Below are 26831 nucleotides of genomic sequence, written 5' to 3' on the forward strand. Positions count from 1 at the left end.
GACTGGCGAACCGTAAATGGCCTTGATTTACGTCGATGTAAAGTGTCATTGTGCCGCTTCGCCGCTCACGAGAACCGCTCTCCACACCGGAAAGCTCTGTTCTCTATACCCGTGTGGAGAGCTTGCAATGACCCGGAGAAAGCCGGCATTTTTTGATCCCGGCTGGTATTTGGCCGCATACCCGGATGTCGCAGCCACCGGCATGAACCCCCTCCGGCATTTCCTGCGCCATGGTCGACGCGAAGGTCGCCTGCCCTGCGAATTGACCGCGGCCTTGCGAGAACGTGATCTGCGCTGGGGCATGCTGGACGGGGGTATCGATGCGCTGGAGAGGCTTGCGACACACGGCCACTCCCGACCGGAACGGGTCTGGGCCACACTGGCCTGCGCGCGGCGCGCGGCCACAGAGGGGGACTGGCTGCGCGCCGACGGCTACTTGCGCCCCCTTGATCCGACACAAGATCTGATCACGGGTTTTGGTCTGCCTGACCCGTCCCTCCTGGCGATCGAAGCCGCCGTGATGGCCAAAGACACAGACCGGGCACGCCTCGTACACAAGCTTGCGACACGCACATTCGGCAACACCAGCGATCTGCATCTGGCCGCCGCCAATATCACGGCCGCGACCCAAGGTATCTCGACGACCTGGGCCCGCCGCATGGCCCGGCTTTTTGCGCGGGCCGGGCTGACCGGAGTCACGACCTCTCCTGGCTCCAAACCTGCATTCGACAGATTGCGCCCGATCGGGCTACGCCTGCCCCGACAAGGTCGGCAGGGGCCGCTGGTCAGCGTGATCATGCCCGCGCGCGATGCCGCAGGAACCATCTCCACTGCGCTGAACAGCCTGACATCACAAAGCTGGCGCAGGCTGGAAATCCTCGTTGTCGACAATGGATCGCAAGACACCACACGCGACATCGTCCGCAACAAGGCCCAGGCCGACCCCCGGATCCGCCTGCTCGACGGGTCTGCCGAACCCGGCGCCTACCCTGCCCGCAATATCGGCTTGGCCGCCGCCCAAGGCGCGTTGATTACAGTGATGGATGCAGATGATTGGGCACATCCTGCAAAGATCCGATTGCAGGCACGCGCACTTCTGCGCAACCCGGACATTCCCGCCTGTGTCTCACACTGGGTCCGCACCACATCCGATTTGCGCTTCACCCGCTGGTGGGGAGATGACGGTCTGGTACATCGCAACGTATCGTCTCTGATGTTTCGGGCCGAGCTACGCGACAGCCTCGGTTTCTGGGATCGGGCGCGGGTAGGGGCCGATACAGAGTATTATCACCGTATTCTAAATCGCTTTGGCGCGAAGTCGATTATCGAAGTCCAGCCAGGCCTGCCCCTGTCGTTTGGTCGACAAAGCGCCGGTTCCCTGACCCAGTCTTCCGAAACCCGGGTGTCGTCGCAGGTCTATGGAATCCGGCGCAGCTATCTTCTTGCCGCCCAGAATTGGCACGGTCGGGTTGACGCAGAAAATGCTCTGCCCTTGCCCCAACACCCCGTCAAGCGGCCCTTTGACATACCAGAGGCCCTTGCGATCGATCCCCCTCCAACCGCCCTGCAACCCACCGACCTGATCCGCCGCTCCGATCTGTTCAGCGATCACTGGTACATGCAGACCTATCCCGATCTCCGGGCCCGCAATGTGGACGGCGCCCTGCACTATCTGGCCGAAGGGGCAGGCGAAGGGCGGGATCCGGGACCGGCATTCTCAACCACAGCCTATGCCCACGCGCACAATACCCGCGATGAAAACCCGCTTTTGCACCGCCTGCGCTCCGAAAGAGGTGCCGATCTCCTGCCCTCCTTTGACGGCACCCTGACGCCCTCTCCGGACGCCAGACCAGTCCTGTTCTTTGCCCATCAGGCACGAACGCAGGTGTTTGGCGCCGAACGCAGCCTTCTGGACATGCTTGACCGGGCGGCCGCGGCCGGGCTGGCCCCCGAGGTGGTGCTGCCCCAAATCATGAACCCTGCCTATCTCGATGCCCTGCGTCTGCGCTGCCGACGCGTTCACGTCATACCCTATGGCTGGCTTTTCGGCGGGGTTGCCCCACATCCTGCAACGGTCGCACGACTGACCGATCTGATCCGGCGGAGCGGGGTCACCGAAATTCATCAGAACACCTGCGTATTGGATGCCCCCCTCATGGCCGCCCGCGAGGCCGGAGTGGCCTCGGTCGTGCATGTACGCGAACTGCCTGCCCAGGATCCCGAACTATGCCGGGATCTCGGGATTTCAGCCCCGCAACTGCGGCAAAACCTGCTGGACCTGGCAACCCGGTTCGTCGCCAATTCCACGACCGTGGCCGACTGGATCAATGCCGATCCGAGCCGCGTTATCACCATTCCCAATATGGTCGACCCTGCCCTGTTTGATCTGACCTTTCAGCCCCAGACCCCGCTCCGAGTGGCCATGATCGGATCCTTGTCAGCCCGCAAGGGCGTGGCCGACTTTCTTGCCATCGCACGCACCGTCGCGCGCCGCGGCGCGAATATGCAATTTATACTGATCGGCCCGGATCATCCCGAATTCGCTGCCCTCAAACCATTGGGACGCAATGTGGTCCATGCGGGCTATGCCGCCACACCCCTCTCCGCGATGGAACAAGCCGACATCGTGCTCAGCCTGTCAAAGGTTGCCGAAAGCTTCGGACGCACAGTGCTCGAAGCAATGGCCGCCGGGCGCCCGGTCATTTGCTATGACCGGGGAACGCCGCCCGCACTGGTTGGGCCGGGAGGCGCAGGACGGGTCGTCCCCGCCGATGACACCGATGCCGTGGCGACGGCACTGCAAGAGATCGCATCATCCCCGGACCTGTTGTCCACCCTGTCAAAAGCGGCACGGACCCAGGCAGTCGCATTGCGGCGCCAAAGTGAAAACATTTCATCTGAAGTGCTGTTCTCCGGGGTAGCTGGCCACCCCTGACAGCCACTCGCGTCACCGAGTTTTCCAGTTGCATTCTATGACGGTTTCAGCGATCACGCGAGTTGACTGGCTAAAGTTGATCTATTTTTTGGAAAGGCATTTGTTTTGAAAGTTCTGGTCGTGTTCGGCACCCGGCCCGAGGCCATCAAGATGGCCCCGGTCGTGCAGCGTCTCAAGGAAACAGACGGGATCGAAACCCATGTCTGCGTCACCGCCCAACACCGGGAAATGCTGGACCAGGTGCTGGCACTTTTTGGGATTACCCCTGAATTTGATCTCAACATCATGAAACCGGGCCAGGATCTGACCGACATCACCGCCAATATTCTTCTGGCGATGCGTGATATCCTGAAGGACGGCGCTTATGATCGCCTCCTGGTACATGGGGATACCACCACGACCATGGCCGCCGCCCTGGCCGCCTTTTATGCACAAATTCCGGTCGGCCATGTCGAAGCCGGCCTCAGGACTGGCAATATCTATGCCCCCTGGCCCGAGGAAATGAACCGCTCGATCGTCGGGCGGATTGCGACGCAGCATTTTGCTCCAACCGAAACCGCCCGACAAAGCCTGCTGGCCGAAAACGTGACCGACGACGCAATCCTCGTGACCGGCAACACCGTGATTGACGCGCTGCAGGATGTGGTGGCGCGTTTCGAAACGGATGCCGCGCTCGACGCCCAGATGAAAGACCGGTTCCCGTTTCTCGACCCCGATCGTCGGCTGATCCTCGTCACCGGGCACCGACGGGAAAATTTCGGCCAGGGGTTCGAAAACATCTGCACCGCTCTGAAGGCGATCAGCGAAGAAAACGATGTACAGGTCGTCTACCCTGTGCACCTCAACCCCAATGTTCAGGCTCCGGTAAAGCGCATTCTCGGGGAGGCCCCAGACGTCCACCTGATCGCCCCCCAGGATTATCTGCCCTTTGTCTGGCTGATGCAGCGCGCCCACCTGATTATCACCGATTCAGGTGGCGTACAGGAAGAGGCCCCGAGTCTTGGGAAGCCAGTGCTGGTAATGCGCAACACAACCGAGCGCCCCGAGGCCGTCGAAGCCGGCACCGTGCGGCTGGTCGGCACCGACCCGGACAAGATCCGACGGGAGGCCCAACAACTGCTGAGCGATGAACGGGCCTATGCTGAAATGGCGCGGGCGCTCAATCCCTATGGGGACGGCAAGGCCGCCCAACGTATCGCCGCCGCGCTGTCGGTCGGCTGATCCAGATTCCCGAAGACAAGGATTTTCAAGACATGTTCGAACGCATTTCCATGATCGGCTTGGGCTATATCGGGCTGCCAACCGCTGCACTCTTCGCCGCGCATGGCAACCGGGTGATCGGTGTCGATGTCAGCCCGCACGTGGTCGACACAATCAACGCCGGCAAGATTCACATCATCGAACCCGAACTTGACGGCATCGTACACAAGGCCGTCAACGATGGCCTGCTCCATGCCACGCTGACCCCGGAACCCGCCGACGCTTTTATCATTGCCGTTCCGACTCCCTTTAAGGAAGGCTACGAGCCTGATCTCTCCTATATCAAATCCGCTGTCGACATGATTGCCCCGGTGCTGGCCAAAGGGAACCTCGTGATCCTGGAAAGCACCTCGCCCATCGGCGCCACGCGCCAGATGGCCGAATGGCTGGCCGCTGCTCGCCCCGACCTGAGCTGTCCCCAGGATGCCGGCGATGCTGCAGATGTTCAAGTCGCCCATTGTCCGGAACGGGTGCTGCCCGGCCATGTGGTTCGCGAATTGGTGGAAAACGACCGTATCATCGGCGGCATGAGCGCCCGCGCCACCGAAATGGCCACCGCCATGTACAAGCTGGTGGTACAGGGGGAATGCATTCCCACCAACGCCGAAACCGCCGAGATGTGCAAACTGACTGAGAACAGCTCGCGCGATGTGCAGATCGCTTTTGCCAACGAACTCAGCATCATCTGCGACAAGTTCGGCATCGACGTCTGGGAACTAATCCGGCTGGCCAATCACCACCCGCGCGTCAATATCCTGCAACCCGGTGCCGGTGTTGGCGGACATTGTATCGCCGTGGACCCGTGGTTCATCGTCGCCTCCGCTCCGGATGAGGCCAAGCTGATCCGGATGGCACGTGATACCAATGACGGCAAACCGAAATGGGTGCTTGAAAAGGGCAAATCCGCCATAATGGACGTTCTGGCCGCCGACCCGTCCCGTGCCATGGCCGACATCAAGGTTGCCTGCCTTGGCCTTGCATTCAAACCCGATATCGACGACCTGCGCGAAAGCCCTGCACTCGACATCACCCGAGATTTCGCCGGTCTGGGCTGTCAGGTTCTGGCGGTGGAACCGCATATCGAGACCCTTCCAGCCAAGCTCGACGGCCTGCCGGTGACACTTACCCCGCTCGAAGAGGTGCTGGAACAGGCCGACGTGATCTGTGTCCTGGTCAAACACTCGGCCTTTACCGGACTGGTCAGCAAGCTGCCCGAGGGGATGAAGCTGGTGGATGTGGTCGGGCTCTGAGTTTCTCGCCCCGACCAAATGATTTGACCTGTCCCCGGATCGCAGGGAACACTGCCCCTCTCTTGTACAGAAGGGCCAACATGATCCCGCGCTCCGTTTTTCGACCATGTCTGCGCCTGCTCGCCGTTGTCTTTCTGGTGTCTGCCCCTGCGGTGGCAGACACCTATTACCAGCTGGATTTTGACGACACCGCGATCCGCGGCAACGCGGTGCACGAGGACGGGCGAACGTTCCAACTGCACCGTGACGGCGGCGGCCAACCGGCCCGCATCCTCCACGATCCGGGCAAGGGCTCGGACGTTCTCGAACTGCGCACAACGCCGACACCCTCCAGCGCCGGACGGGACCGGTCCGAGCTGCAGATCTACAGCGGGGTCGATTACGGACGGCAATTCTCGCTGGGCTTCCGGCTCTTTGTGCCCGACGGCTCGGTCTTCAGCGACGATTGGCACCTGCTGATGCAATGCCACCAGGCCGGCACAACCCTGTCGCCGCCGCTCTCACTGAACCTCGAGCCCTCCGGCGCGCTGTCACTGGTGGTGCGCGACGATACCGACCCGTATGAGCGGCTCTGGTCCGGTCCCCTGCCCCGCGGTCGCTGGGTGCCGGTGGTTCTGGAGTTCCGTCTTGGGGAAAATGGCCGGTTGCGCCTCTGGGTGAACGAGCGCAACGTGTCCACGCACCGACAACCGCTGGGCTGGGCGACGGGCGAGTCCCGCTGCGTGCTCAAGATCGGCCTTTATCGCGGCCCGGCCGAGACCGGCTTTGCCCTCCGGCTCGACGACATCCGTCTGGGCGACAGCTATCGCGACGCCCGCCCCTGAAGGTATCCTTCACAGGATCATATCCCCATCCACGAAGCGCAGTATCTCGGCATGACCAAGGATGTCATGCCCGTCGCCCCGATAACGACATCATGTCCGTTCTCCCCTCATCCCTCGGAGTCGACTTCCTCTTCGGGCAAGCTGTGAGCGGGCACCGGGATGGAACCATCGCCGGTCACGCTCACAGAGGCAGGGAACAGCGTTTTTTGCGGCGCGCGGGCCCCGTGCGGCAAGACCAGCGTCAGCTGCAGCACACCGTTTTCCCGCGTGACATCGCCTGCCAGCCAGTCGCAACCCGCCTCTTCCGGGGTCAAATGCGCGCCCTCGGTCAAGGCAGAGAAGTCATGGGCCGTACCATTCACGATCAGGGTCTCGCCCTGGCACGACAGGATCAACGCATCATCACGGCGCATCGGAGTGAATGTAATCTGCATTGGATATCCTCCTCAGAACCAGCGGCCGGTTGCGGTAATCTGCATATCGAAATCCACGCTTGCCATGCTTTGTCCTGCGGGGCGCATGACCGAGGCATTGAAATAGCTGTTTGTGGTTACGCGCCGAACCATGCCAATGGCGAAATACTGGGCAAACGAGAAATTGTTGTCCGGCGGCAGCGGGGTAACCGTCACATTCGGCGTTGCAGCAAAGCTTGCGGGCCAGTTGCCATCCACCGAGGCTGTCCGATACGGATCGACCGCCGTACCCGCCCCGTTTGCCGTGATCAACCCGAGGCTCTTCGTGATCATGCAGATCTGCGTCCCGTCGGCAAACCGGACATAATCCCCGTTGGCGTTGGAACCGCGTTCAATCACCGCCCCGGTCGGAACGCCTCCGGACTGGCCAACCGCTCCGACCACTGAGGCCTGGTTGAAAATTTCTGCCCAATCCGTCCAGCCGGTACCGTCGCGGTCGCGCACCCGAATCCACTGGCGTGGTGGATTCAGTGACCCACCGGAATATTGGGTGGCCACTTGGCGCTTGCTCTCGTTGACATACATCCGCTGGGTTTCCACCCAGACCACGCCGCCAGCATTTGCAGGCCATGTTCCCGGCGTAGACGTACTGTAAAGCGCGGCCTCCCCCGCCTGGGCCGCGTCAATATCAGCGGAACTACTGGAAGAATGATAATTTCCATAAACCGACAACCCCGCCGCCTTGGCCCCTTCAACCCGCACCAAGCGCCCAGACGTGGTGTCGTCGCCGTTGGACTGCACCGCCGCGCCATTTACCGGCACATCGAGTTGCAGCCCGGTCTCGGACAGAACCGCCCGGTCGATTCCGGCCGGCGCCAACGCGATTTCCTGCGCACCCGGGTCCAACCGCAGGGCTTGGTGCCACTGGCTGCCATCTGGGCTGATCTTGACTGAAAAGGCGGTGTCCCCTGCCAGACCCATCTCAGCATGTCCCGTCCACCCGGACTGGAACAATAGCGAAGCGGTATCCGCCGTCCCTGCCTTATTGACCTTCATCTGATGATCCCCACCGGCATGGGAAAAAAGCGAGGCCGCCGAGGCCACAGCCAGCCGGTTCGTGGTATCCGCCGCCGTGCCGATCCCCAAGCCATCCAGATTGTCCAGATCCGGCGCGACCGGGCTCCAGCCACCGTCTGCAAACACCATCAGCCGATCGGCACCCACGTCCCAAGCCCGCCAGCCTTCACGCGGCGTGATGAACTGCCAGGCGACTCCATCCCAAAGCGCCAGCTTGTCCCCCTGCCCTGCCCAGCCCCCCGTCGGAGCCCCCCCCAGCGCATGGATATCTCCGGCCTCCGGCGCGGAAGGCGGCGTCTCCGCGCCAATGGCCAGAACGGTCAACTGGGTTACCGCATCCAACCGCGCAACCGCCTCATTGTGGGTGACGTGTTTCTGGGCCTGCGAAGGCATGATATAAGGCAGTTCCAGACGGGGGGAAGTCTCGGGCATTGAGCACATCCTACACAAGAAATCTCTTGCGCCGAGTTGTGCCAAACCAATCTGAAGCGACAGCTAACTCTGCGAACGCTGATGCATCAGGGCGCGCAACGGCTCACGTCTTCCCCGCCCGCTTCCTCAAGTAGGCCCCGTATTCGGTCTTGCCATAGCGTTCAGCCAGTTCGCGCAGGGCCGACACGTCGATCCAGCCCTGTTCAAAAGCGATTTCTTCAGGACAGCCCGATTGCAACCCTTGCCGCTTCTGCAAGGTGCGCACGTAATTGCCCGCATCCAGCAGGCTGTCATGGGTTCCGGTATCAAGCCAGGCGTAGCCACGGCCCATCCGGGCAATCTCCAGTGATCCCTCCGCCAGATAAGTCTCCAGCAGGGAGACTATCTCATATTCGCCCCGCGCCGACTTCTGAATTGCCCTGGCCCGTTCGGACGCGTGGCCATCGAGGAAATAGAGCCCGGTCACCGCATAATCCGATGGGGGAACCTCCGGCTTTTCAACAATCGCGGTTGGCCGCCCCGCTTCATCCATCGCAACCACGCCATAACGTTGCGGATCCTGGACGTGATAGGCAAAAACTGTGCCACCCGTGTTCCGCGATACCGCTTGCTGCAACATCTCAGGCAGCCCATGGCCGTAAAAGATATTATCACCCAGCACCATCGCACTCGGCGCGCCAGCCAAGAAATCCTCGGCCAAGACATAGGCCTGTGCCAGTCCTTCAGGTTCAGGCTGTTCAATATACGTGAGCGCGAGGCCCCACTGAGACCCATCGCCCAGCGTGCGCTTGAACTGGTCCTGATCCTGGGGTGTCGTAATCACCGCAATCTCGCGAATACCCGCCAGCATCAGCACCGACAGGGGATAATAGATCATCGGCTTGTCATAGATCGGCACCAGCTGTTTCGAAATACCGATGGTGATCGGATAAAGCCGCGTGCCCGTGCCGCCAGCCAGAATGATGCCCTTGCGCTTGCTCATACCTGTTCCAAATCCCTGATCACGCGGGCCAGCCCCGCTTTCCAATCTGCAGGCTTAATGCCAAAATCTGTCTCTAACGAGGCGCAATCCAGTCTTGAGTTCAGCGGTCGGCGCGCCGGGGCCGGATAATCCTGAGAAAAAATGTCGGAAATTTCGATCTTTTTCTCTGCCACTCTGAAAATCTCGCGGGCAAAGCCCGCCCAGCTGGTATAGGGGGCGCCGCAAAAGTGATGGATGCCCCCCGGATGGCCTGCAACCAGCCCGTGGGCAATCGTGACAAGGCTGCGCGCGATGTCATCGGCCGGGGTTGGGCCGCCGATCTGATCATCGACGATGCTCAGCGCGTCACAGGTCTCCGACAGGCGCAGCATGGTTTTCACGAAGTTGCTGCCATGTGCCGAAAACACCCAGGACGTGCGCAGGATGACATGGGCCCCGCCGGCCGCGCGCACCGCAATTTCCCCGGCCAGCTTGCTGCGCCCATAGGCATTCAGCGGCGCCGTGGGCGTTTCCGGGCCAAACGCAGCACGGCCCGTCCCGTCAAACACGTAATCGGTCGAGACATGCAGGAACGGGATCCCCCGCCCCGCCGCCACCGCCGCCATGGCGCCGGGCGCCTCCCCGTTGACCACGGTGGCCAGCGCCTCTTCTTCCTCGGCTTTGTCGACGCCCGTATAGGCGGCGGCATTGATCACCGCATCCGCATCCGTTTCGGCCACCTGCGCCGCGCAGGCCGCCGGGTCGCTCAAATCCGCCCGATCCCGCCCCAGCGCGACAATCTCCAGCCCCGGTCCGGCCAGCGCCCGCAATTCCCGCGCCACCTGCCCGGTCTGTCCAAAGACAAGAAGTTTCATGAAATCCGTCCGGGCTCCAAAATCCGCCCCAACTCTAACGCCCCTGCCCTGATCCGCAATCGCTCATCCCGGATCGGGCAACACGTCGCGCCGCACCATGGCGCGCAGGGCAAAGTTCGAGCGCATGTTGCGGATGCCCGGCACCTTCATCAGCCGATGTTCGAGAAAGGCGTCAAACGCCTCGAGATCGGCGGCCACCACCCGCAGCAGAATATCGCGCGACCCGGTCATCAGGTAGCATTCCATGACCTCCTCGAAATGGCGCACGGCCTGTTCAAAGGCGCCGATCGCCTCGCGCCCCTGTTGTTCCAGTTCGACCGAGACAAAGATCGTCACCGGCAGGCCCAGCTTGCGCGCATCTACCCGCGCGCCATAGCCGGTGATCACGCCGTCCTTCTGCAACCGCTCAAGCCGGCGCGCGCAAGGCGTGGGCGACAGGCCCACGGTCTCGGCAAGATCAGACACGGTGATCCGCCCGTCCCGCTGCACGGCGCGAATGATTCTGCGGTCAATGGCATCCATGACGGATTTCCCCAATTTTGTCATATCTCATGGTGAAAACCTCTAACATACCCTCCCCAAACCGGCAAACTTTGGCGAAAACCGCTCCGCACGGCATGGCACACAGGAAAAAACGCCAAACAGGAGGAGAGGCCGCATGCCCGCGACCCCGGAAATCACCCGCCTTGATATCGCCAGCCATGAAACCGTGCTGCGCGTGCACGCCGCCGCCCTTGGCCTGACCGGGTTCATTGCCCTGCATTCCACCCAGCTGGGCCCGGCCGCCGGCGGGTTGCGCATGCGCGCATACGCCAGCGAAGACGCAGCACTCACCGATGCGCTGCGCCTCAGCGAAGGCATGACCTATAAAAACGCCGCCGCGGGCCTGCCGCTTGGCGGAGGCAAGGCGGTGATCATGGGCGATCCCGCCCCCAAGACGCCGGATCAGCTGCGCGCCTTTGCCCGCGCCATCGACACGCTGGGGGGGCGCTACTGGACGGCCGAAGACATGGGCATGAGCCCCGCCGACATGGCGGTGATGGCAGGTGAAACCCGCTTTGTCGCCGGTCTGCCGGATGGCAAATTTGCCAGCGGCGATCCCTCGCCGATCACCGCGCGCGGCATCTTCAACGCCATCCGCATCACCGCCCGCCACCGCCTTGGCAGCGATGATCTCACCGGGCGGCGCGTTGCGGTGCAGGGGCTGGGCCATGTCGGCGCACATCTCTGCGATCTGTTGCACGGGGCCGGGGCCAGGCTGATCGTGGCCGATATCGACGCGGCCCGCGTGGCAGAGGCTCAGGCGCGCTATGGTGCCGAGCCCGCCACGGCAGACGGCATTCTTGCGGTCGAGGCCGACATCTTTGCCCCCTGCGCCATTGGCGCGATCCTCAATGCCGCCACCATCCCCACCCTGCGCGTGGCCACGGTGGCGGGTGGGGCCAACAACCAGCTCTCCACCCCCGAGGACGGCGCCCGCCTGCAGGCGCGCGGCATTCTCTACGCACCGGACTTTGTCGCCAATGGCGGGGGCATCATCAATGTCGCCACCGAGATCCTCGCGATCGAGGACCGCGCCGGTTTTGTCGATGAGAAACTGGCCGCGCTCGAGCTCACGATGGACCGCATCCTGACCCGCGCCGCGCAGACAAACCGCAGCCCCGACGCGGTGGCCACCGCCATCGTCGACGAAATGCTCCAGGCACGCGCTGCCTGATCCATGGACAGAGGGGGCACCCCGCCCCCTCTGTCCATGGTCACAAAGGGGTCGCTTACGGCTGGAGGCGAAATAACACGCTAACGCCGGAGCAGCCCTTCGGGCGGCGTGCAGATAAGGTCTGCAACGAGCCCAAAGTGATTGATGCTGCTGTTTGCACCAACGATTGCTTACTAAGAGCGGCAAAAACGTGACAAAATCAAAGGCCGTTTTGCCAAGGGTTTGTGGCACAAGATTTTTCAACGATTCCGGCGCCGGCAACCCCTTGGTCAAAAACGACCGTTTTTGACTAGGTTAACAAAATGACCTGCCCCCCGAGGCTCCCTCATTCATAACGAGAGTTTGCGGGTCTGGTTTTCATATTCCTCGGTTTCGGTTTGGGCAAGCGCGTCGGGCGCGGAGCCCTCAAATTGCTCAAGCGCTCGACGCGCTTCTGCGGGTGTTTTGTTGCCGAGCGACGAGTGCGGCCTTACGTTGTTGTAGTCGTATCGCCAGAGCGCCAGCTTTCGGCGAGCATCGTCCAGATTATCGAACATCTCTTCGTTCAGTAGCTCGTCGCGCAGGCTACCGTTGAAGCTTTCGATGAAGGCGTTCTGCTGCGGCTTGCCCGGGGCGATGTAGTGCCAGTCGACATCGTTCTCGTTCGCCCATTTCAGGATCACCCGGCTGGTGAACTCGGTGCCGTTGTCAGAGACAATGCTAACCGGTTTGCCATAGAGCCTGACCAGCGCATCCAGTTCCCGCGCCACGCGGGCGCCCGAGATGCTTGTATCAGCCATCAGGCACAGGTTCTCACGGCAACAATCATCGTTCACCGCCAGAATTCGGAACCGGCGCGAGGCCCCGAACGTGTCGGACAGGAAGTCCAGTGACCAGCGTTCACCAGGCCTCAGAGCTTCTGGCATCGGTGTCCGGGAGCCACGGGCCCGTTTGCGGCCCCGTCGCCGCCTGACGCCCAGCTTCTCCTCCGTGTACAGCCGATACAGCTTCTTGTGGTTCATGATCATCCCTTTGCGTTCCAGCATCACCCCGATCCGCCGGTAGCCAAACCGGCGGCGCTTGGCTGCAACCGCTTTCATCTCCTTGCGTATCTCAGGATTATCCGGCGGGCGTTCACGCCGGACTGTCTTCGGATCGACACCGACAAGTCGGCAGGCCCGGCGTTGCGAGATGTCGTGATCCCGCATCGCCTTCAGCGCTGCCTCTCGCCGCTCATTCGGCGTCGTCAGTTCTTTCCCAGAAGATCCTTCAGTACAGCATTGTCCAGCATCGTATCAGCCAGCAGGCGTTTGAGCCTGGCATTCTCATCTTCCATCGCCTTCAGCTTCGCGACGTCCGACACCTCCATGCCGCCGTACTTCGACTTGTATTTGTAGAACGTGCCCTGGCTGAGACCGTGCTTGCGGCACACCTCCGCTGTCGGCATTCCGGCTTCCTGTTCTTTGATCATCCCGATGATCTGGGCTTCCGTGAAACGGCTCTTTCGCATGCGTTTGCTCCTTCGAAAGGTTGAGCAAACTCTACATCACAACGAGGGAAGTTTCGGGGGGCAGGTCATACCGATTGCCAAAATCCCTTGAAAACAGGCGTTAACCCCCGATCCGAAGGGGGGGCGTGTCAGCCTCCGTTCGGGGCGGTTCCCAATCGTTTACCCACCCCGTCGCGGCCCTGCAGCGCGCGCCACCAGCTCTCGTTGTCCAGATACCAGCGCACGGTCTTTTCCAGCCCCTGTTCGAGCGTCACCGAAGGCCGCCAGCCCAGCTCTTGGCGAATCCGGCTCGGGTCGATTGCATAGCGCAGATCATGGCCGGGGCGGTCCTCAACAAAGGTGATCAGGCTGGAATAGGGTCTGTTTGCGGGGCGCACCCGGTCGAGAATGGCACAGATCATCTTCACGAGGTCGATATTGCGGGCCTCGTTTTCGCCCCCGATATTATAGCTGCGCCCGACCCGGCCCTTCTCCAGCACCGTCAAAAGCGCGTCGGCGTGATCCTCGACATAGAGCCAGTCACGTATATTAAGCCCCTGCCCGTAAACCGGGATCTCCTTACCCGCCAGCGCATTCAGGATCACCACCGGGATCAGCTTTTCAGGGAAGTGATAGGGCCCGTAATTGTTCGAGCAATTGGAGATCAGCACCGGCAGGCCATAGGTCTCGCCCCAGGCCCGCACCAGGTGGTCCGAGGCCGCTTTAGACGCTGAATAAGGGGAATTGGGCGCATAGGGCGTGTCCTCGGTGAACATTCCCGTCTCTCCCAGCGAACCATAAACCTCGTCCGTCGAGATGTGATGAAACCGGAAAGCATCGGGGCGCCCTTTCCCGTCCCAGTATTTGCGCGCCGCCTGCAACAACGTGTAGGTGCCGGTCACATTGGTCTCGATAAAAGCCCCAGGCCCGTCGATCGAGCGATCCACATGGCTCTCGGCGGCCAGGTGCATCACCGCATCCGGCTGATGACGGGCAAAAACAGTGTCTAATGCGGCACGATCACGGATATCGGCATGCTCAAAGACATAGCCGGGCATATCGGCAACCGGGGCGACATTCTCAAGACAGGCCGCATAGGTCAACGCATCGAGATTCACCACCTCGTAGCCCCGCGCCACCGCCAGCCGTACCACCGCCGACCCGATGAATCCGGCGCCGCCGGTCACAAGGAGCTTCATGGCTGCTCTTCCCACTTGAACGGCGGACCCAGCCCGGCCAGTGTCGGCGCGGCGGCGTCCTTCTCGCTCAGGATACGTTTCGCGCGCGAAACCCCCCAGTCGATGCCGATATCAGGGTCGTCATGGGCAATCGCCCGGTCACAATCCGGCGCATAATAGTCCGAGCATTTGTAGATGATCTCGGTGTCATCGCAGAGCGTGACAAACCCATGCGCAAACCCCACCGGCACCAGCAACTGCCGCCCGTTTTCCGCGCTGAGTTCGGTACCAAACCACTGCCCATAGGTCGGCGATCCGGCCCGGATGTCCACCGCCACGTCAAAAAGGGCCCCGCGCCCGCACCGCACCAGCTTGGCCTGCGCATGGGGTGGCGCCTGGAAATGCAGCCCCCGCACCGTGCCTGCCTTTTGCGACAGCGAATGGTTGTCCTGCACGAAGTCGATATCGATCCCGGCTTCGGCCATGCGTGCCCGGTTCCAGCTTTCCGAAAAGAACCCGCGCGCATCCCCGAACCGTGCGGGGGTCAGGATCAACACACCTGTGAGGGGCGTCTCTTCTATCTTCACCGGCCTATCCTTATCTTAGAAAGATTCGGCATGGTCATAGCAAGCCCCCACCCTCGCGTCATCTAGGCTCTATAACCGACCCAGTATACAGGCAACGTATAGAGCCAAGGTGCCGATCCTGCTTTGCCGGTAAACCCCTGAAGCGCGCAATGCCATCAAGCGGCGCCACATCGGCCCCTGATTTGCCGCACGATATGACGCCAGAGTCCGCCTAGCCTCAGCAGAAAAGTGATGCTCGGACCGGGTCAAAGCTGTCATGTTTATCCGGTTCCAACTTTTGAACCGGCCCTTGAGCAACTGCCGCAACCGTTCCAATTGCGCCTTGTTAGACAGGTTGGCGCCAATCACATTATGTGCATGCTGACGATAAAAGAGCACAGGATCGGGATCACGCAAAACGCACCCACCACACCCTGTAATCACCTGATAAAGCCACCAGTCATGTGCGACAATCTCACCCGCCTCTCGCGCAGCCACGACAACCAGGTCCAGGGCCGCACGGTTCAGCATCATTGTATTCCCCCCCCCAATCGACTGCACCAATGCATTGTGAAATGTGGCGGGGCGCGAAAAACTGTCCGATGGCCCCAGAGGCGTCAGGTCCTCCTCACAAACCACGGAGCTTGCACAGTAAAGCGCGGGAACCCCAGGCGGAATCTCCGCCAACGCGGCTGCTCCACGCGCCAACTTGTCCGGGAACCACACATCGTCCTGATCAGACAATGCCACCAACGGCACATTCGGCGGCACGGCAGCCAGAAGAGACAAAAAATTCTGGGCAAACCCCTGCTTCGGACCAATGAGCATCTCCATGAGACGCTCAGGGTGCTTTTTAGCAAAAGCTTCCAGGATGGCACCGCTGCCATCATCTTCAGGGCTGTCGTCGGAAACGATCAGGCGCCATGTCGCGTGGCTCTGTTCGACATAGCTGTCCAGTTGCGCTCGCAAATGGCGCGCGCTGCGATAAAGGGCCAACAGGATCACCACTTCCGGTTCAACCACAGCGGAACGTCGGATCTCTGGTACAGTTTGTATATGCCCAGCTTCGCCGCCCGCCCTGGGGGCACAAGGTTCTTTTACAGCCATTGTTGAACCAATTGGAGAATTCACTTTTTTGATACAGTGTGAGACAGACCACATATTCCTGCCTGTCCGGTTTGTCTATTTTCACCGAAAGTTAAACTGCTTGCCCCACATATCACTATACTGTCCGGCCTTTTACTATATTGCCCATCTCTTGGCACAAGAGTTGGGCGGCACGACGCATATTCGCAAACACGGCACCAGATCATGTACGGGCTGGTTCGTATGACCTCTCCATCTCGCATACGCATGCTCGCTGGACATCTACGGCATCAGTCCCGCCTGAAGATAGCTGACTGGCGGGATACCGAACACAAACGACCTTTGCGCCACCCCGCATGGCACTGGCAGGATATTGGCGGAGCGCGCGTTATCTCTCGCTCCTACCCTCTTTTCCCGGATGTGGTTCATGGCCAGCATCCACGGATCCCTGCTCCGAAAAACTGGTGCCCCCGCCCTGACCTTGAACTGGATAACGCCCTGCCTTTCGGCTGGGATCCAATTTATCACACACATTTCATACAACCCTTCCAACCCGTGAAGCTCTGGCGCAACACGATTGCAATTTGCGGCTATATTGAAGACGCTAAAACACCCTCGGACAAGAATCTGGGGTTGTCCTTGCTCAATCAACTATTCGAGCGAATGCGCGCGTTCACCGTCTGGCAGGACGAAGCCGCCTTTATTGAAAACCGCTTCGAGTATCGCAGCGACCGCTTCACGATCCCCGCCCCATGGGTCAGCGCCATTGCCAACGCCTTTGCAATTCTGGCTTGCCTGAGGGCATTGCCGCATCTCGACCTGAGGTCAGAGATGGCCGCTTATGCCCAGGCCTATCGGGTCGTACAACTTGAAGGCCGTTCTCCCCTGCCGCGTTGGATCAGCTACCGCGACAGGCGCGGGTATCTGTGGTTCGACGAATACCCACAGCCGCGCGCCCGCGCGACGCGGGTCAAGAATGGTCACATCTTCTCTGTTCTGGCCCTACACGAAGCGTCCTTGTTTCTGCCAGGCTTGGGGCTGGAGGTACTGGTACAGGCTGGTGCAGCAACCATCGAGGACTATGCGCTCTGCTTTCGCCGTCCCAACAAGCGCAGCCTTTACGCGCTGGGGCGGCGGCGCAAACCCGACTATCTTCCAAACCGGGCCATGCGCCAGCTGTATCAGCTTTATCAACTCACCGGCGAACCGCGTTTCCTCGCGTATGGCGATCTTTTCGTAGCAGATGCCGAAAGACTGGTGGACGACGATTTGATGCAACCCGTCCACGCCACCCGATCCGAGACAACCCGACTGCGACAGGCGTTTGAACAGGCCCGATCCGAACTCAACTCAGTAGAAAATCCCCATCGGCAAAGCGCAACACCTCGGCATGGCCAATAAGGTCGGTGCCATCTAGTCCTGTTCCCCCGGTGTGATCCACCGTGGTCGAAATACCGTCACGGGTGATGGTATATTCCGACTGGTTGCCCGAGAACACGATCACATCCGTGCCCAACCCGGCAAGGATATAGTCATCGCCGCCATTGCCGATCAGCGTATCATCCCCCAGCCCGCCTTCCAGCCGGTTTGACCCGCCATCGCCCCAGATCATGTCGTCGTGGTTCGACCCGATCAGGTTCTCGATGTTTGAAATCCGGTCGCCATGCGCATCGCCGCCATTGCCGCGCCCGCGCAACAGCGAGACCGAGACCGCCTCGGACGAATACTGGTAGCTTAGCGTATCGGTACTCGACCCGCCGTCGATCGTATCCCGTTCACCATCCGAGCCATAGAACATATCACGCCCGCCAAGACCACGCATTTTCTCGGACCGGTCCGAGCCGTGGAAGACATCGTCGTGGCTGGTGCCGCTGACATTCTCGATCGAGTCCATGATCAGATTGAAATCAGTCGACGAAGCCTGGTCGCTGTGCAGGTTGATGAACACCCCTGCGCCGAGGCCGGAGAAGGACATCATGTCGGTGCCGGTGCCGCCATTGATCGCAAAGAGCCCGATTCCCAGCGTGGAGGGCAAGCCCATCCAGTCATTGCCGCCGGTTCCCTCAAGCGTCACCAGCTGCGTCACGCTCAACTCGTAATCGCCGGTATAGCTGCCGTACCGGCTTCCGGCCGAGATGTAATAGGTCGTGTCAGCCGTGGCGGTGAAGGCCGTTTGAGCCGGATAACCACTGTATCCACCGTCAGCCCCCGTCCCGGCAATTACGGTCCCGGTTGCGTCGTAAACCCCCGCGATTCCAGGATAACGCACACCACTATTGGCGCCAGCGCCATACCCTTCCAGTTCGATCCGGTAACTCTCGCCTGCTTCCAGCGTGACGGCGAACCAGTCCTTGTCACCGCGGAAATCGACCGCTCCCGTAGCGTTGCCATTCACCGCCACCGTGCCGGTGGTGTCCGTCGCGGCGGTGAAGTCGTCGGCAACGGTTACAACCGACAGATCGTAGATACCGCGGTGAGAGGAGGAGTTGTGGTTGTCGTGGCTGTGAGCATCGACAAAATAGGTTCCATCGGCCGTAGCGGTGAACCACAGATCTGCCGGCCCGGTGCCATAACCGCCACCGTCATAATATCCGGGCAACACGCCCGCGCCCGCCCCGTCCCTCAGCGTCAATTCAGTGTAATAGAGACGACCGCTATTCCATTGCCCGCCGGCCATGCTGACATGATAGGTGGTGCCAGCCGTGACACTGAGCGCAAACCAGTCATGGTCAGCCTGTTTTTCCAACTCACCGGCAACCGCCGCCCCGTCTGCGACCAGCACCCCGGTCGTCGAGGTATCCGCGCTGTAATCGTCGGTCAGCACCGACACACGGTAGTTGCCGCCATCGGCCGCGGTCTCGCCCGCGACTCCGATGTAATAGGTGCCTGCCGCCATCGCAGTATAGGTGGTCATCGCGCTATTGCCGGTGCCGCTGTTGGCGGTGCCGTAAATCATCGTGCCGGTGCTGTCGTAAAGCCCGGTCAGGCGCGGATCGGCAAAGCCGCTCTGCCCGGTCACCGTCACCTCATAGCGTTGCCCCGCGTTCATACTGATGGAAATCCAGTCCTGATCGCCATTGGCAAGGATCCTGCCATCGAAAGCGCCGCCAGGTACCACGCTGCCGGTAGTGGTGGTGTCCACCGTCAGTTCATCACGCCAGACCCGCAAGGTAAAGTTGCCGCTGTCAGTGCTGGCTTCTCCGGCGATACCGGTGAAATAGGTCCCGTCCACCGTCGGCGTGTAATAGATCGTGGCGCAATCCCCGCTGCCGCTGGCAGAGGTGCCCGCAATCAGGGTACCCGAAGGATCGAAAAGCCCGGTCAGGCGCGGGTCGAGCCCGCCCTGCCCCGTCACCTCGATCTCATAGGTCTCTCCCGCCAGCAGAGGGGTGGCGATCCAGTCTTCGTCCCCGCCTTCGAAAATCTCGCCGCCCCGGGCGCGCATGGGCTGATCGCCCAGCACGCCACCCGCCGATGTCACGATACCGGTGGTGTCAGTTCCCGCGCTCAGGTCGTCGCCGCGCACAGCGACCTGGTATTTGCCCTCGCTCGCCGTGCCCTCACCGCTGACTGCCAAGTAATAGGTCCCGGCGGTGGTGGCAGTATAGGTCAGCGTTTCGTGTGTGGTCCCGGTGTTTGACACGGTGGTGCCCGCAATCATCGCGCCGGAGTTGTCATAGAGCCCGTCGATCTTCACATCCGTGTTGAAGGTGCCGCCGGAATAATAGGTGCTGGTGTTGCCGGTGACATCGAACAGCACCTGCTGCCCCGCCTCCAGCGTGACGGCAATCCAGTCGGTATCGATGGATTCGTCGATCTCCGCCTCCAGCGCATCGCCATCGACCGTGACCGAGGCGGTTGTGGGCACGTCGGCGCTGTAATCGTCCCAGTCATCGGCCACCCGCACCCGGTAATTGTCCGACGGCCCCCAGGAGCTGCGGGCATTGGCGCCAGCGGCAATGTAATAGGTGCCATCCGTTGTTGCCGTAAACCACTTGCGCGCGTCCCGTCCGACGCCGCCATTATAATTCGTGGTCCCGGAAATCAACGTGCCGGTGCTATCATAGATTCCAAACAGATGCGGGTCCCAAAACGGATCGGACACGTCGCTGTCGACATCGACTCGGTACTTGGTATCTGCGGTCATGGTCACCGCGAACCAGTCCTGGTCGTTATACCCGTCGATACGCGCGGTGGTGTATTGGTTGACGGTAAGGCTGCCTGTCGTGGATGAATTAGCAGAAAAATCATCGGCCATGAGAAGAACTCCAAAAACAAAAATACTGTTTGAACATTGTCCAAACAGTACATGCACGGTGCAGTTGAAACAACAAAGAGCTGCTGCCGCCTGTATGTCACGCATACCTAACCACGATGTCGCCCTGACACCCCCGACATGGTCAGATTGTGGGGCAGATCAATGTCACTTAAAGTTGAGGCCACTCGTGCAGTAATGCGCATACGACACAGGCCCTGAAGAACACCCTATTCAGCGCCGGCGGGGAACCGGGGGAATGCGTCGAATGACTGTCGCAGCCATTATCCGCAGGTCCAGGCACAGGTTACGGTGTCGGGCATAAATAAGGTCCAGCCGCGCTTTGGTGGGGACACAACGCCCTTCATAAACGGCTTCGGTCTCTTCTGGTGACTTGCAGCGCTCCAGCAAGCGCTCCTCGGTACGATGAAACACCAATGTCGCCAACCCGGTGACTCCCGGGCGGTCCTTCAGAACCTCGGCATACAGAGCCGGAAACCGTTCGACATATCGCCTGAGTGGTGGCCGCGGCCCCACAAACCCAATGTCCCCGCGCAGGATGTTTACAAGCTGAGGAAGCTCATCAAGTCGATAGCGTCGCAGCACAGCTCCTGTTCTGGTAATGCGATGTCCCTTGTCGCCGCCGGACACCCCGCTATCTTTGGCAACCATGGTCATTGTGCGAAACTTCCAGAGCGTGAACGGCTCCCCTGGTGCCCGCATCCGCTCGGAGAAATAGAACACCGGTTTTCCGTCCAGAAGCAGGATCACGATCGAGAGAATAACCAACACCGGCCACAATATCGCCAGTAGCAAAAGCGCCAACACGACATCTGTTCCACGTCGGCCCCAGTTCACTCCAGACATCCCCTCAAACGCTGCCATTCGGCGATGATGGCAGACGCTTCGACCTGAGCCGTTTCGCCGGTCAGCGCCTGCAAACGGCTCGTATCCATTACAACCTCGGCCAATGCCCCTTCCGGAGCCTCCCGCCACTCAAATTCCCGCCCCGCAGCACGGATCAGGTCAGCCATGGAAAATGCTCCGGGCAAAGCGACATTGATCACTTTCGGCAGCGGTTTCGCCTTCAACAATGCACATACCGCCCGCAGGATGCCACTTGGGGTGGCATAGCTGCGTCGGGGCCCGCGCCCATTTGAAAACTGATCTATGACAATTGGCCCATCTACAGAAAGCGACTGAAACAAGCTATCGGCACCAGTCACATTGGCCAAGCGCAACACACAAGCAGATGGAGCGGCCTCAGCGGCTATGGCTTCTTCCATGGTCAGTTTGGCCACTCCATAAGCCCCCAAAGGCGCACAAACCGAATCCTCATGTAAAGTATCACCGGGGCCATAGACCGCAGAACTGGAGCAATGCAGTACGCGCCCTGCTCCACACGCCCTCCCAAGCGCCATCGCGGCCTGAGCGAGGCGCGTGTTATCGTCAAGGTCCCCCCTGCCCGGCACCCCCCCCCAAAGAGCCAACACGGCATCTGCAGCGCAGGGAGGCGGGTCACCCGGTGACCAGACCGCATCGATTCGGGAACCAGATTGACGCGCGCACCACACCGCTTCCCAACCATCGAGAGGGGCGTCCTTCCAAGCTTCGCGCAACATCCTAGCCAGTCGGCTATTGCCGCCAACAACCAGCAAAACCTTGGCCTCTTTTGTTGGAAAGCTTGTCACGTCACCTTGGCTCGGAAAATTCACCTTCGGACCAATACGAACTGGTCCCTCATGCGATTAACATACGCCTTGCGTATTTCAAACTGCGCCTCCTTTCTGACGGCGCTCCATTCCAAACCCCAAGGCTCATTCCACGGTCACCGATTTAGCCAGATTGCGCGGCTGATCGACATCGGTGCCTTTCTCGACTGCAGTGTGGTAGGCGAGAAGCTGCACCGGAACCGCGTAGACAATCGGAGCAAAAGGTCCTTTGACCGGTGCCATCGGCACAGAAGCCCAGATACCTTCTCCAAACTCGGAGATGCTGCCAGGGTCACTGATCATCACGATCTTCCCGCCTCGAGCCATGACTTCCTGCATGTTGGACACTGTTTTATCGAACATATCATCATGCGGCGCCAGCACCACGACCGGCATGTCTTCGTCGATCAGAGCAATCGGCCCATGCTTCAGCTCGCCGCTGGCATAGCCTTCCGCATGGATATAGCTGATCTCCTTGAGTTTTAGGGCCCCTTCCAGCGCCAATGGATACATTGCACCGCGACCCAGAAAAATAGCATCCCGGAACCGGGATAATTGAATGCTGACAGCGTGCACCCCCTTTTCGCACTGCATCGCAGATGCCACCTGCGCCGGGATATGGCGCAGTTGCCCGGTATACGTTTCAGCCAGCGCTTCTGTGATTGTCCCACGCTGCCGGGCCGCCTGAAGGGCCAGAACCGCCAGAACCGTCAACTGGCAGGTAAAGGCTTTAGTCGAGGCGACACCGATTTCCGGCCCCGCCAGAATCGGCAAAGCCAGGTTGCTCTCGCGGGCGATGGAACTTTCAGGAACGTTGATCACCGATACGATTTTCCCGGCCTTGCCTGCACAATATCGCAGCGCGGCCAGAGTATCAGCGGTCTCTCCGGATTGCGACACAAACAGCGCCAGCGTTCGCTCTGACACAGGCGGTTCGCGATATCGAAACTCTGAAGCTATATCAACTTCGACCGGCAAGCCGGCAATTTGCTCAAACCAGTATTTTGCGGTCAGACAAGCGTAAGATGCCGTACCACAAGCAACCATGACCACCCGATCAAACTCATTGAAATCCAGCCCATTCTCGATCATCTGGTGCCCCTCGCGGTCGCCCAGATAGAACTTCACCGCAGACCCCAATACCGAAGCCTGTTCGGCAATCTCCTTGGCCATGAAATGCTTGTGGCCGGCTTTGTCCGTCGCCGTCGCATCGACATTGACCGTACGGCTTTCACGGGTCACGGGCCGTTGCGCTTCATCGAGGAAATCGGCCCCCGCCCGGGTCACGATGGCAATGTCGCCTTCTTCAAGATATGTGATCCGGTTCGTCATTGGGGCCAGTGCTAACGCATCGGAACCGATGAACATCTCCTCTTCACCCCAACCCACAGCTAGTGGACTGCCCTTGCGGGCTGCAATGATCAGATCGTCGTCACCTTCAAACAGGAAGCACAGCGCATAAGCTCCCTCTAGCTGCGCAATGGTCGACAATGCAGCCTCGGTCGAACTCTGCCCCTGTTCAAGATGCCAGTTGCAGAGCATCGCAACAGTTTCAGTATCTGTTTCCGTTTCCGCAGTAATCTGATGATCGGCCAGAAAGCTTCGGAGTTCGCGATAATTCTCGATGATGCCGTTATGCACAACGGCCACCCGGCCTCGGGCGTGGGGATGAGCATTCTCGGTTGTAGCCGCACCATGGGTGGCCCACCGCGTGTGACCGATACCCGCCGTCCCGGCGAGCGGGTCATGCACCAGCAGGTCCGACAAGTTGACCAGCTTGCCAAGTGCCCGGCGTCGATCAAGTCGCCCCTTCTCAACCGTGGCAATCCCTGCACTGTCATAGCCACGATATTCCAGCCGTTTCAATCCTTCGACAAGAATGGGTGCCGCCTGATGCTGCCCGAGAACACCAACAATTCCACACATGATCAATAGCTCCGGTTAAGAACAATTTTTAGGTTTTCTCTTGCTGAGCCTTCTTGGCCAACAAGCGCTTACGCTGCCTCCGGGCCAACTCAGGCCGCGTCGTTTGTTCGGCCCGGGCAATCGCAAGCGCTCCGTCCGGCACATCATCCGTAATGACGGACCCCGCTGCCGTCATTGCTTCGCTCCCCACCCTGACTGGAGCCACAAGCGCCGTATTGGTTCCGATAAAAGCTCCTTCGCCAATCTCGGTCCGGTGTTTCAGAACCCCATCGTAATTACAGGTAATCGTTCCGGCCCCGATATTGCTGTTTGCTCCGACCGACGCATCGCCCACATAGCTCAGATGGTTGATCTTGGCACCAGGCCCTAAATCCGTATTTTTGGTTTCAACGAAATTTCCGATTCGAGCGCTTTCCCCGATCCGGCTACCTGACCGGATTCGGGCATAGGGACCAATGATGGCTCCATCGGCGATATGGCATCCTTCCAGATGTGAAAACGCCCGAATATGTGCCCCGCTTTCAATGGTAACGCCAGTGCCGAACACAACATGTGGCTCAATCACGGTCTCGCGTCCAATTGATGTATCAAAACTGAGCCAAACCGTTTCGGGTGCCTGCACCGTAACCCCTTTCTCCAAAAGAGCAGCTCGTGCCCGTGCCTGAAAGAGCGCTTCTGCCCGGGCAAGCCCGCTACGGCTATCAACGCCCATTGTTTCCGCCTGTGGACAGGATACGGTGGTGGCTTTCAAACCATGTGCATTGGCGATTGAGACAGTATCGGTCAGATAGTACTCACCGCTCGCATTATCATTGGTTACAGCATCGATCAGGCCGAACAATGCCTGCGCATCTGCCATAACAACCCCGGAATTGCAGAGTGTAATGTCTCGCTCGGCATCAGTTGCATCTTTGAACTCAACGATCCGCATTAAGCGGTCACCTTCGGTCACAAGACGCCCATAGCGCCCTGGATCATCCGCTTCAAAGCCCAGAACAACCACATCCGCATGGTTTCGCGCATCCCTCATGCGCATTAATGTCTCAGCCGTAATAAAGGGTGTGTCTCCGTAAAGAATAACCGCGTCGCCATCGAAACCTGCCAGCGTTTGACGCGCCTGAGCCACCGCGTGGGCCGTTCCCAATTGCTCTGTCTGCAAAACCACATCCACATCTGGGGCATAGGCTCGGACTGAAGCTTCCACGTGCTCGGCACCATGACCGGCAACGACAATGGTGCGGGCAGGAGTCAAGGCGGATCCGGACTCAATCGCGTGAACGATCAATGGTACCCCACCAATGCGGTGCAGAACCTTGGGGAGATCCGATTTCATCCTGGTGCCCTTGCCCGCAGCAAGAATAATCAATGCAAGTGTCATGAATGTGCTTTTCTAAAGATTTTCGGTCTTTGATTATCCAGAACCGCGACAAAAGCCAAGCAGCATTACAGGGACAATAGTTATCTCAGTCCCCGCCCTTTCTGTTTCCACAAAATGGTCAGTATGCGTTTGACATCGGCATAAACGGCATCAAACACATCTCGGCCCTGCACCCATGCCTCACGACCAGGTATACGGTAATCCACCTCATACAGGCCTGCCATGCCACTTGTCGAAGCCAATGGGATTTCCGGTAACCAGTGGGGTAATAGAGCGGTGCCGTATTGGGCATGAAAAGCTGCTGTCGCTTCGGCATGTGAGGAAGCGTCATAACGGTTGAGTAAGAGCCGGAATGCATCCCAGGAAAAACGGGTTTCCGTCTCTCCCAAAGCGCGGGCTGCAATGTTTTGCCGGTCCTCTATGTCCTGCAGAGTGGTCTGCAGCAATGAGAGATACCGGTTTGTCATGGTAAGCCCGGCTGAACATGCAAGAGTTGGAACGAGCAGAACATCTGCTGCGGCTATTCCAGTCACTGTGAGAGGTCCCAACGATGAAGGCGTATCCAGGACGATCAGATCGTACCCGGTTGTCATCTTCGGATCACGTAAGGCGCTTTGCAACGCTTCCCAGAACGACCACCCACGTGCAATTGTTTCCCAGTTCGCCATGACAGCATCCGCCGCGCACAAACTGGCACTGGCGGCAATGATGTCAATTCCGGGCCAGTGAGTTTGCTGGATCAAGGTTGTCGGGTCAAGGTCACGTGCATCAGCTAACATCGATGGCATGGAGACAGGTTGATCGCCACGTGATAGTCGATTCCTGTTTGCAGTTTGCAGATGGTTGGCACAGTGATGGGCCAGAAGGGCTTGGGCCGTGCTGTTGTCTTCAATGGCCTTCATCTGAAACCGGTTACTGAGGTCCGCTTGGCCGTCCAAATCAACAAGCAATACGCGATATCCATCCAAAGCGGCAGCCATTCCCAAGTGTGCACTCACCGTAGTTTTTCCAGTAGCTTGCCCCATGTGGGCTACTGAAATGATTTGAGGGCACGCATTCTCTGGACGATATGGTTGGTAAGATTTGCGCAACCTACCATTGGTTGCGAACCAATCCCGCAAAACCCCAATTTCGTCTAAGGTGAACCATTTTGCACGTCCATTACGGTCTGTTCTTCCCTGAGGTAAATCAGGATGCTCTCGAAGGACACGTCGTAGATGACCAACTGCGATTGGGAGCATGTAGCGGCAGATTTCCCAAGTGGAAAAGAGCCGGAGCTTAGGAATGGAAGCTTCTGTTGAAGGCTGGTTTAGATCGATAGGAAGAGGCCCAAGATCAGCGAGAACAGCGGGTGCGGAAACCGCTTCTGAGGAAGGTGAATCAGGCAGGAGGCCTAGGTATGGAGGAAGATGGTCAGGCATATCAGGTATATCAGGTATATATATGTACCGATATATCTCACGTGTCACCAAAAAATGAGTACATAACGATAAAGTCACTACTAATGTAAAATTAATG

At 59.7% G+C, this 26831-nt stretch carries 21 protein-coding genes; 6 read left to right on the forward strand and 15 right to left on the reverse strand.

Going from position 1 to position 26831, the window contains the following annotated elements; genetic code table 11:
- Window positions 1-127 precede the first annotated feature (127 nt).
- The 4 genes from ACS3QZ_RS19425 to ACS3QZ_RS19440 all read left to right on the forward strand — a co-directional run bounded on the left by ACS3QZ_RS19425 (window position 128) and on the right by ACS3QZ_RS19440 (window position 6269).
- Window positions 128-2935, forward strand: a complete 2808-nt coding sequence (locus ACS3QZ_RS19425; protein WP_456039387.1) for a glycosyltransferase — start codon at window positions 128-130, stop codon at window positions 2933-2935.
- Between the two features lie 105 nt (window positions 2936-3040).
- A complete protein-coding gene (gene wecB, locus ACS3QZ_RS19430) occupies window positions 3041-4156 on the forward strand; it encodes a non-hydrolyzing UDP-N-acetylglucosamine 2-epimerase (protein WP_456039388.1) in 1116 nt (371 codons plus the stop codon).
- A 32-nt stretch (window positions 4157-4188) separates the two neighbouring features.
- Complete coding sequence (gene wecC / locus ACS3QZ_RS19435) at window positions 4189-5445, forward strand: UDP-N-acetyl-D-mannosamine dehydrogenase (RefSeq protein ID WP_456039389.1); 1257 nt, start codon at window positions 4189-4191, stop codon at window positions 5443-5445.
- A gap of 80 nt (window positions 5446-5525) precedes the next feature.
- On the forward strand, window positions 5526-6269 hold the full coding sequence (locus ACS3QZ_RS19440) for a heparin lyase I family protein (RefSeq protein WP_456039390.1): 744 nt from the start codon (window positions 5526-5528) through the stop codon (window positions 6267-6269).
- 107 nt (window positions 6270-6376) lie between these two features.
- On the opposite strand, the gene ACS3QZ_RS19445 is transcribed toward ACS3QZ_RS19440, so the two are convergent.
- The 5 genes from ACS3QZ_RS19445 to ACS3QZ_RS19465 form a co-directional block, all read right to left on the reverse strand.
- Window positions 6377-6703: a hypothetical protein gene (locus ACS3QZ_RS19445; protein WP_456039391.1), complete on the reverse strand. Its 327-nt coding sequence runs from the start codon at window positions 6701-6703 to the stop codon at window positions 6377-6379.
- 12 nt (window positions 6704-6715) lie between these two features.
- On the reverse strand, window positions 6716-8191 hold the full coding sequence (locus ACS3QZ_RS19450; RefSeq protein ID WP_456039392.1) for a DUF2793 domain-containing protein: 1476 nt from the start codon (window positions 8189-8191) through the stop codon (window positions 6716-6718).
- Between the two features lie 103 nt (window positions 8192-8294).
- Window positions 8295-9173, reverse strand: coding sequence for a glucose-1-phosphate thymidylyltransferase RfbA (gene rfbA / locus ACS3QZ_RS19455; protein WP_456039393.1), 879 nt, complete (start codon window positions 9171-9173; stop codon window positions 8295-8297).
- Window positions 9170-10027 (reverse strand): dTDP-4-dehydrorhamnose reductase, encoded by an 858-nt coding sequence (gene rfbD / locus ACS3QZ_RS19460; RefSeq protein WP_456039394.1) that lies wholly within the window; start codon window positions 10025-10027, stop codon window positions 9170-9172. Before rfbD ends, rfbA begins: the two co-directional genes overlap by 4 nt.
- Window positions 10028-10090: 63 nt before the next feature.
- A complete protein-coding gene (locus ACS3QZ_RS19465; protein ID WP_456039395.1) occupies window positions 10091-10549 on the reverse strand; it encodes an Lrp/AsnC family transcriptional regulator in 459 nt (152 codons plus the stop codon).
- A gap of 136 nt (window positions 10550-10685) precedes the next feature.
- Between ACS3QZ_RS19465 and ACS3QZ_RS19470 the strand changes: the two genes are divergently transcribed.
- Window positions 10686-11744, forward strand: a complete 1059-nt coding sequence (locus tag ACS3QZ_RS19470; RefSeq protein WP_456039396.1) for a Glu/Leu/Phe/Val family dehydrogenase — start codon at window positions 10686-10688, stop codon at window positions 11742-11744.
- Between the two features lie 329 nt (window positions 11745-12073).
- Here ACS3QZ_RS19470 and ACS3QZ_RS19475 read toward each other — a convergent pair.
- The 4 genes from ACS3QZ_RS19475 to ACS3QZ_RS19490 form a co-directional block, all read right to left on the reverse strand.
- Window positions 12074-13233 (reverse strand): IS3 family transposase gene (locus tag ACS3QZ_RS19475; RefSeq protein ID WP_456038686.1). Its coding sequence is split into 2 segments (ribosomal slippage): window positions 12074-12984 and window positions 12984-13233, totalling 1161 coding nucleotides; the frame shifts between segments, so codons are not numbered across the junction.
- A 128-nt stretch (window positions 13234-13361) separates the two neighbouring features.
- Window positions 13362-14411, reverse strand: coding sequence for a dTDP-glucose 4,6-dehydratase (gene rfbB, locus ACS3QZ_RS19480; protein WP_456039397.1), 1050 nt, complete (start codon window positions 14409-14411; stop codon window positions 13362-13364).
- A complete protein-coding gene (gene rfbC, locus ACS3QZ_RS19485; RefSeq protein WP_456039398.1) occupies window positions 14408-14977 on the reverse strand; it encodes a dTDP-4-dehydrorhamnose 3,5-epimerase in 570 nt (189 codons plus the stop codon). Before rfbC ends, rfbB begins: the two co-directional genes overlap by 4 nt.
- A gap of 69 nt (window positions 14978-15046) precedes the next feature.
- Window positions 15047-16063 carry a glycosyltransferase gene (locus ACS3QZ_RS19490; RefSeq protein WP_456039399.1) on the reverse strand — a complete coding sequence of 339 codons (1017 nt, stop codon included), beginning with the start codon at window positions 16061-16063 and terminating at the stop codon, window positions 15047-15049.
- 204 nt (window positions 16064-16267) lie between these two features.
- Between ACS3QZ_RS19490 and ACS3QZ_RS19495 the strand changes: the two genes are divergently transcribed.
- Window positions 16268-17443, forward strand: a complete 1176-nt coding sequence (locus ACS3QZ_RS19495) for a D-glucuronyl C5-epimerase family protein (protein WP_456039400.1) — start codon at window positions 16268-16270, stop codon at window positions 17441-17443.
- Here the strand turns inward: ACS3QZ_RS19495 and ACS3QZ_RS19500 are convergent.
- The 6 genes from ACS3QZ_RS19500 to ACS3QZ_RS19525 all read right to left on the reverse strand — a co-directional run bounded on the left by ACS3QZ_RS19500 (window position 17388) and on the right by ACS3QZ_RS19525 (window position 26734).
- The gene (locus ACS3QZ_RS19500) at window positions 17388-20300 is read right to left on the reverse strand and encodes a pre-peptidase C-terminal domain-containing protein (RefSeq protein WP_456039401.1); all 2913 of its coding nucleotides are present in this window, start codon (window positions 20298-20300) and stop codon (window positions 17388-17390) included. The two genes, ACS3QZ_RS19495 and ACS3QZ_RS19500, sit on opposite strands and share 56 nt — an antisense overlap.
- Before the next feature lie 231 nt (window positions 20301-20531).
- Window positions 20532-21155: a sugar transferase gene (locus ACS3QZ_RS19505; RefSeq protein ID WP_456039402.1), complete on the reverse strand. Its 624-nt coding sequence runs from the start codon at window positions 21153-21155 to the stop codon at window positions 20532-20534.
- A complete protein-coding gene (locus ACS3QZ_RS19510; RefSeq protein WP_456039417.1) occupies window positions 21152-21919 on the reverse strand; it encodes an NAD-dependent epimerase/dehydratase family protein in 768 nt (255 codons plus the stop codon). The genes ACS3QZ_RS19505 and ACS3QZ_RS19510 overlap by 4 nt, the downstream gene beginning before the upstream one ends.
- A 195-nt stretch (window positions 21920-22114) precedes the next feature.
- On the reverse strand, window positions 22115-23935 hold the full coding sequence (gene glmS, locus ACS3QZ_RS19515; RefSeq protein WP_456039403.1) for a glutamine--fructose-6-phosphate transaminase (isomerizing): 1821 nt from the start codon (window positions 23933-23935) through the stop codon (window positions 22115-22117).
- 28 nt (window positions 23936-23963) lie between these two features.
- The gene (gene glmU, locus ACS3QZ_RS19520) at window positions 23964-25313 is read right to left on the reverse strand and encodes a bifunctional UDP-N-acetylglucosamine diphosphorylase/glucosamine-1-phosphate N-acetyltransferase GlmU (protein ID WP_456039404.1); all 1350 of its coding nucleotides are present in this window, start codon (window positions 25311-25313) and stop codon (window positions 23964-23966) included.
- A gap of 80 nt (window positions 25314-25393) precedes the next feature.
- Window positions 25394-26734 (reverse strand): ParA family protein, encoded by a 1341-nt coding sequence (locus ACS3QZ_RS19525; protein WP_456039405.1) that lies wholly within the window; start codon window positions 26732-26734, stop codon window positions 25394-25396.
- Window positions 26735-26831 lie beyond the last annotated feature (97 nt).

The organism is Shimia sp. W99, assembly GCF_053851455.3.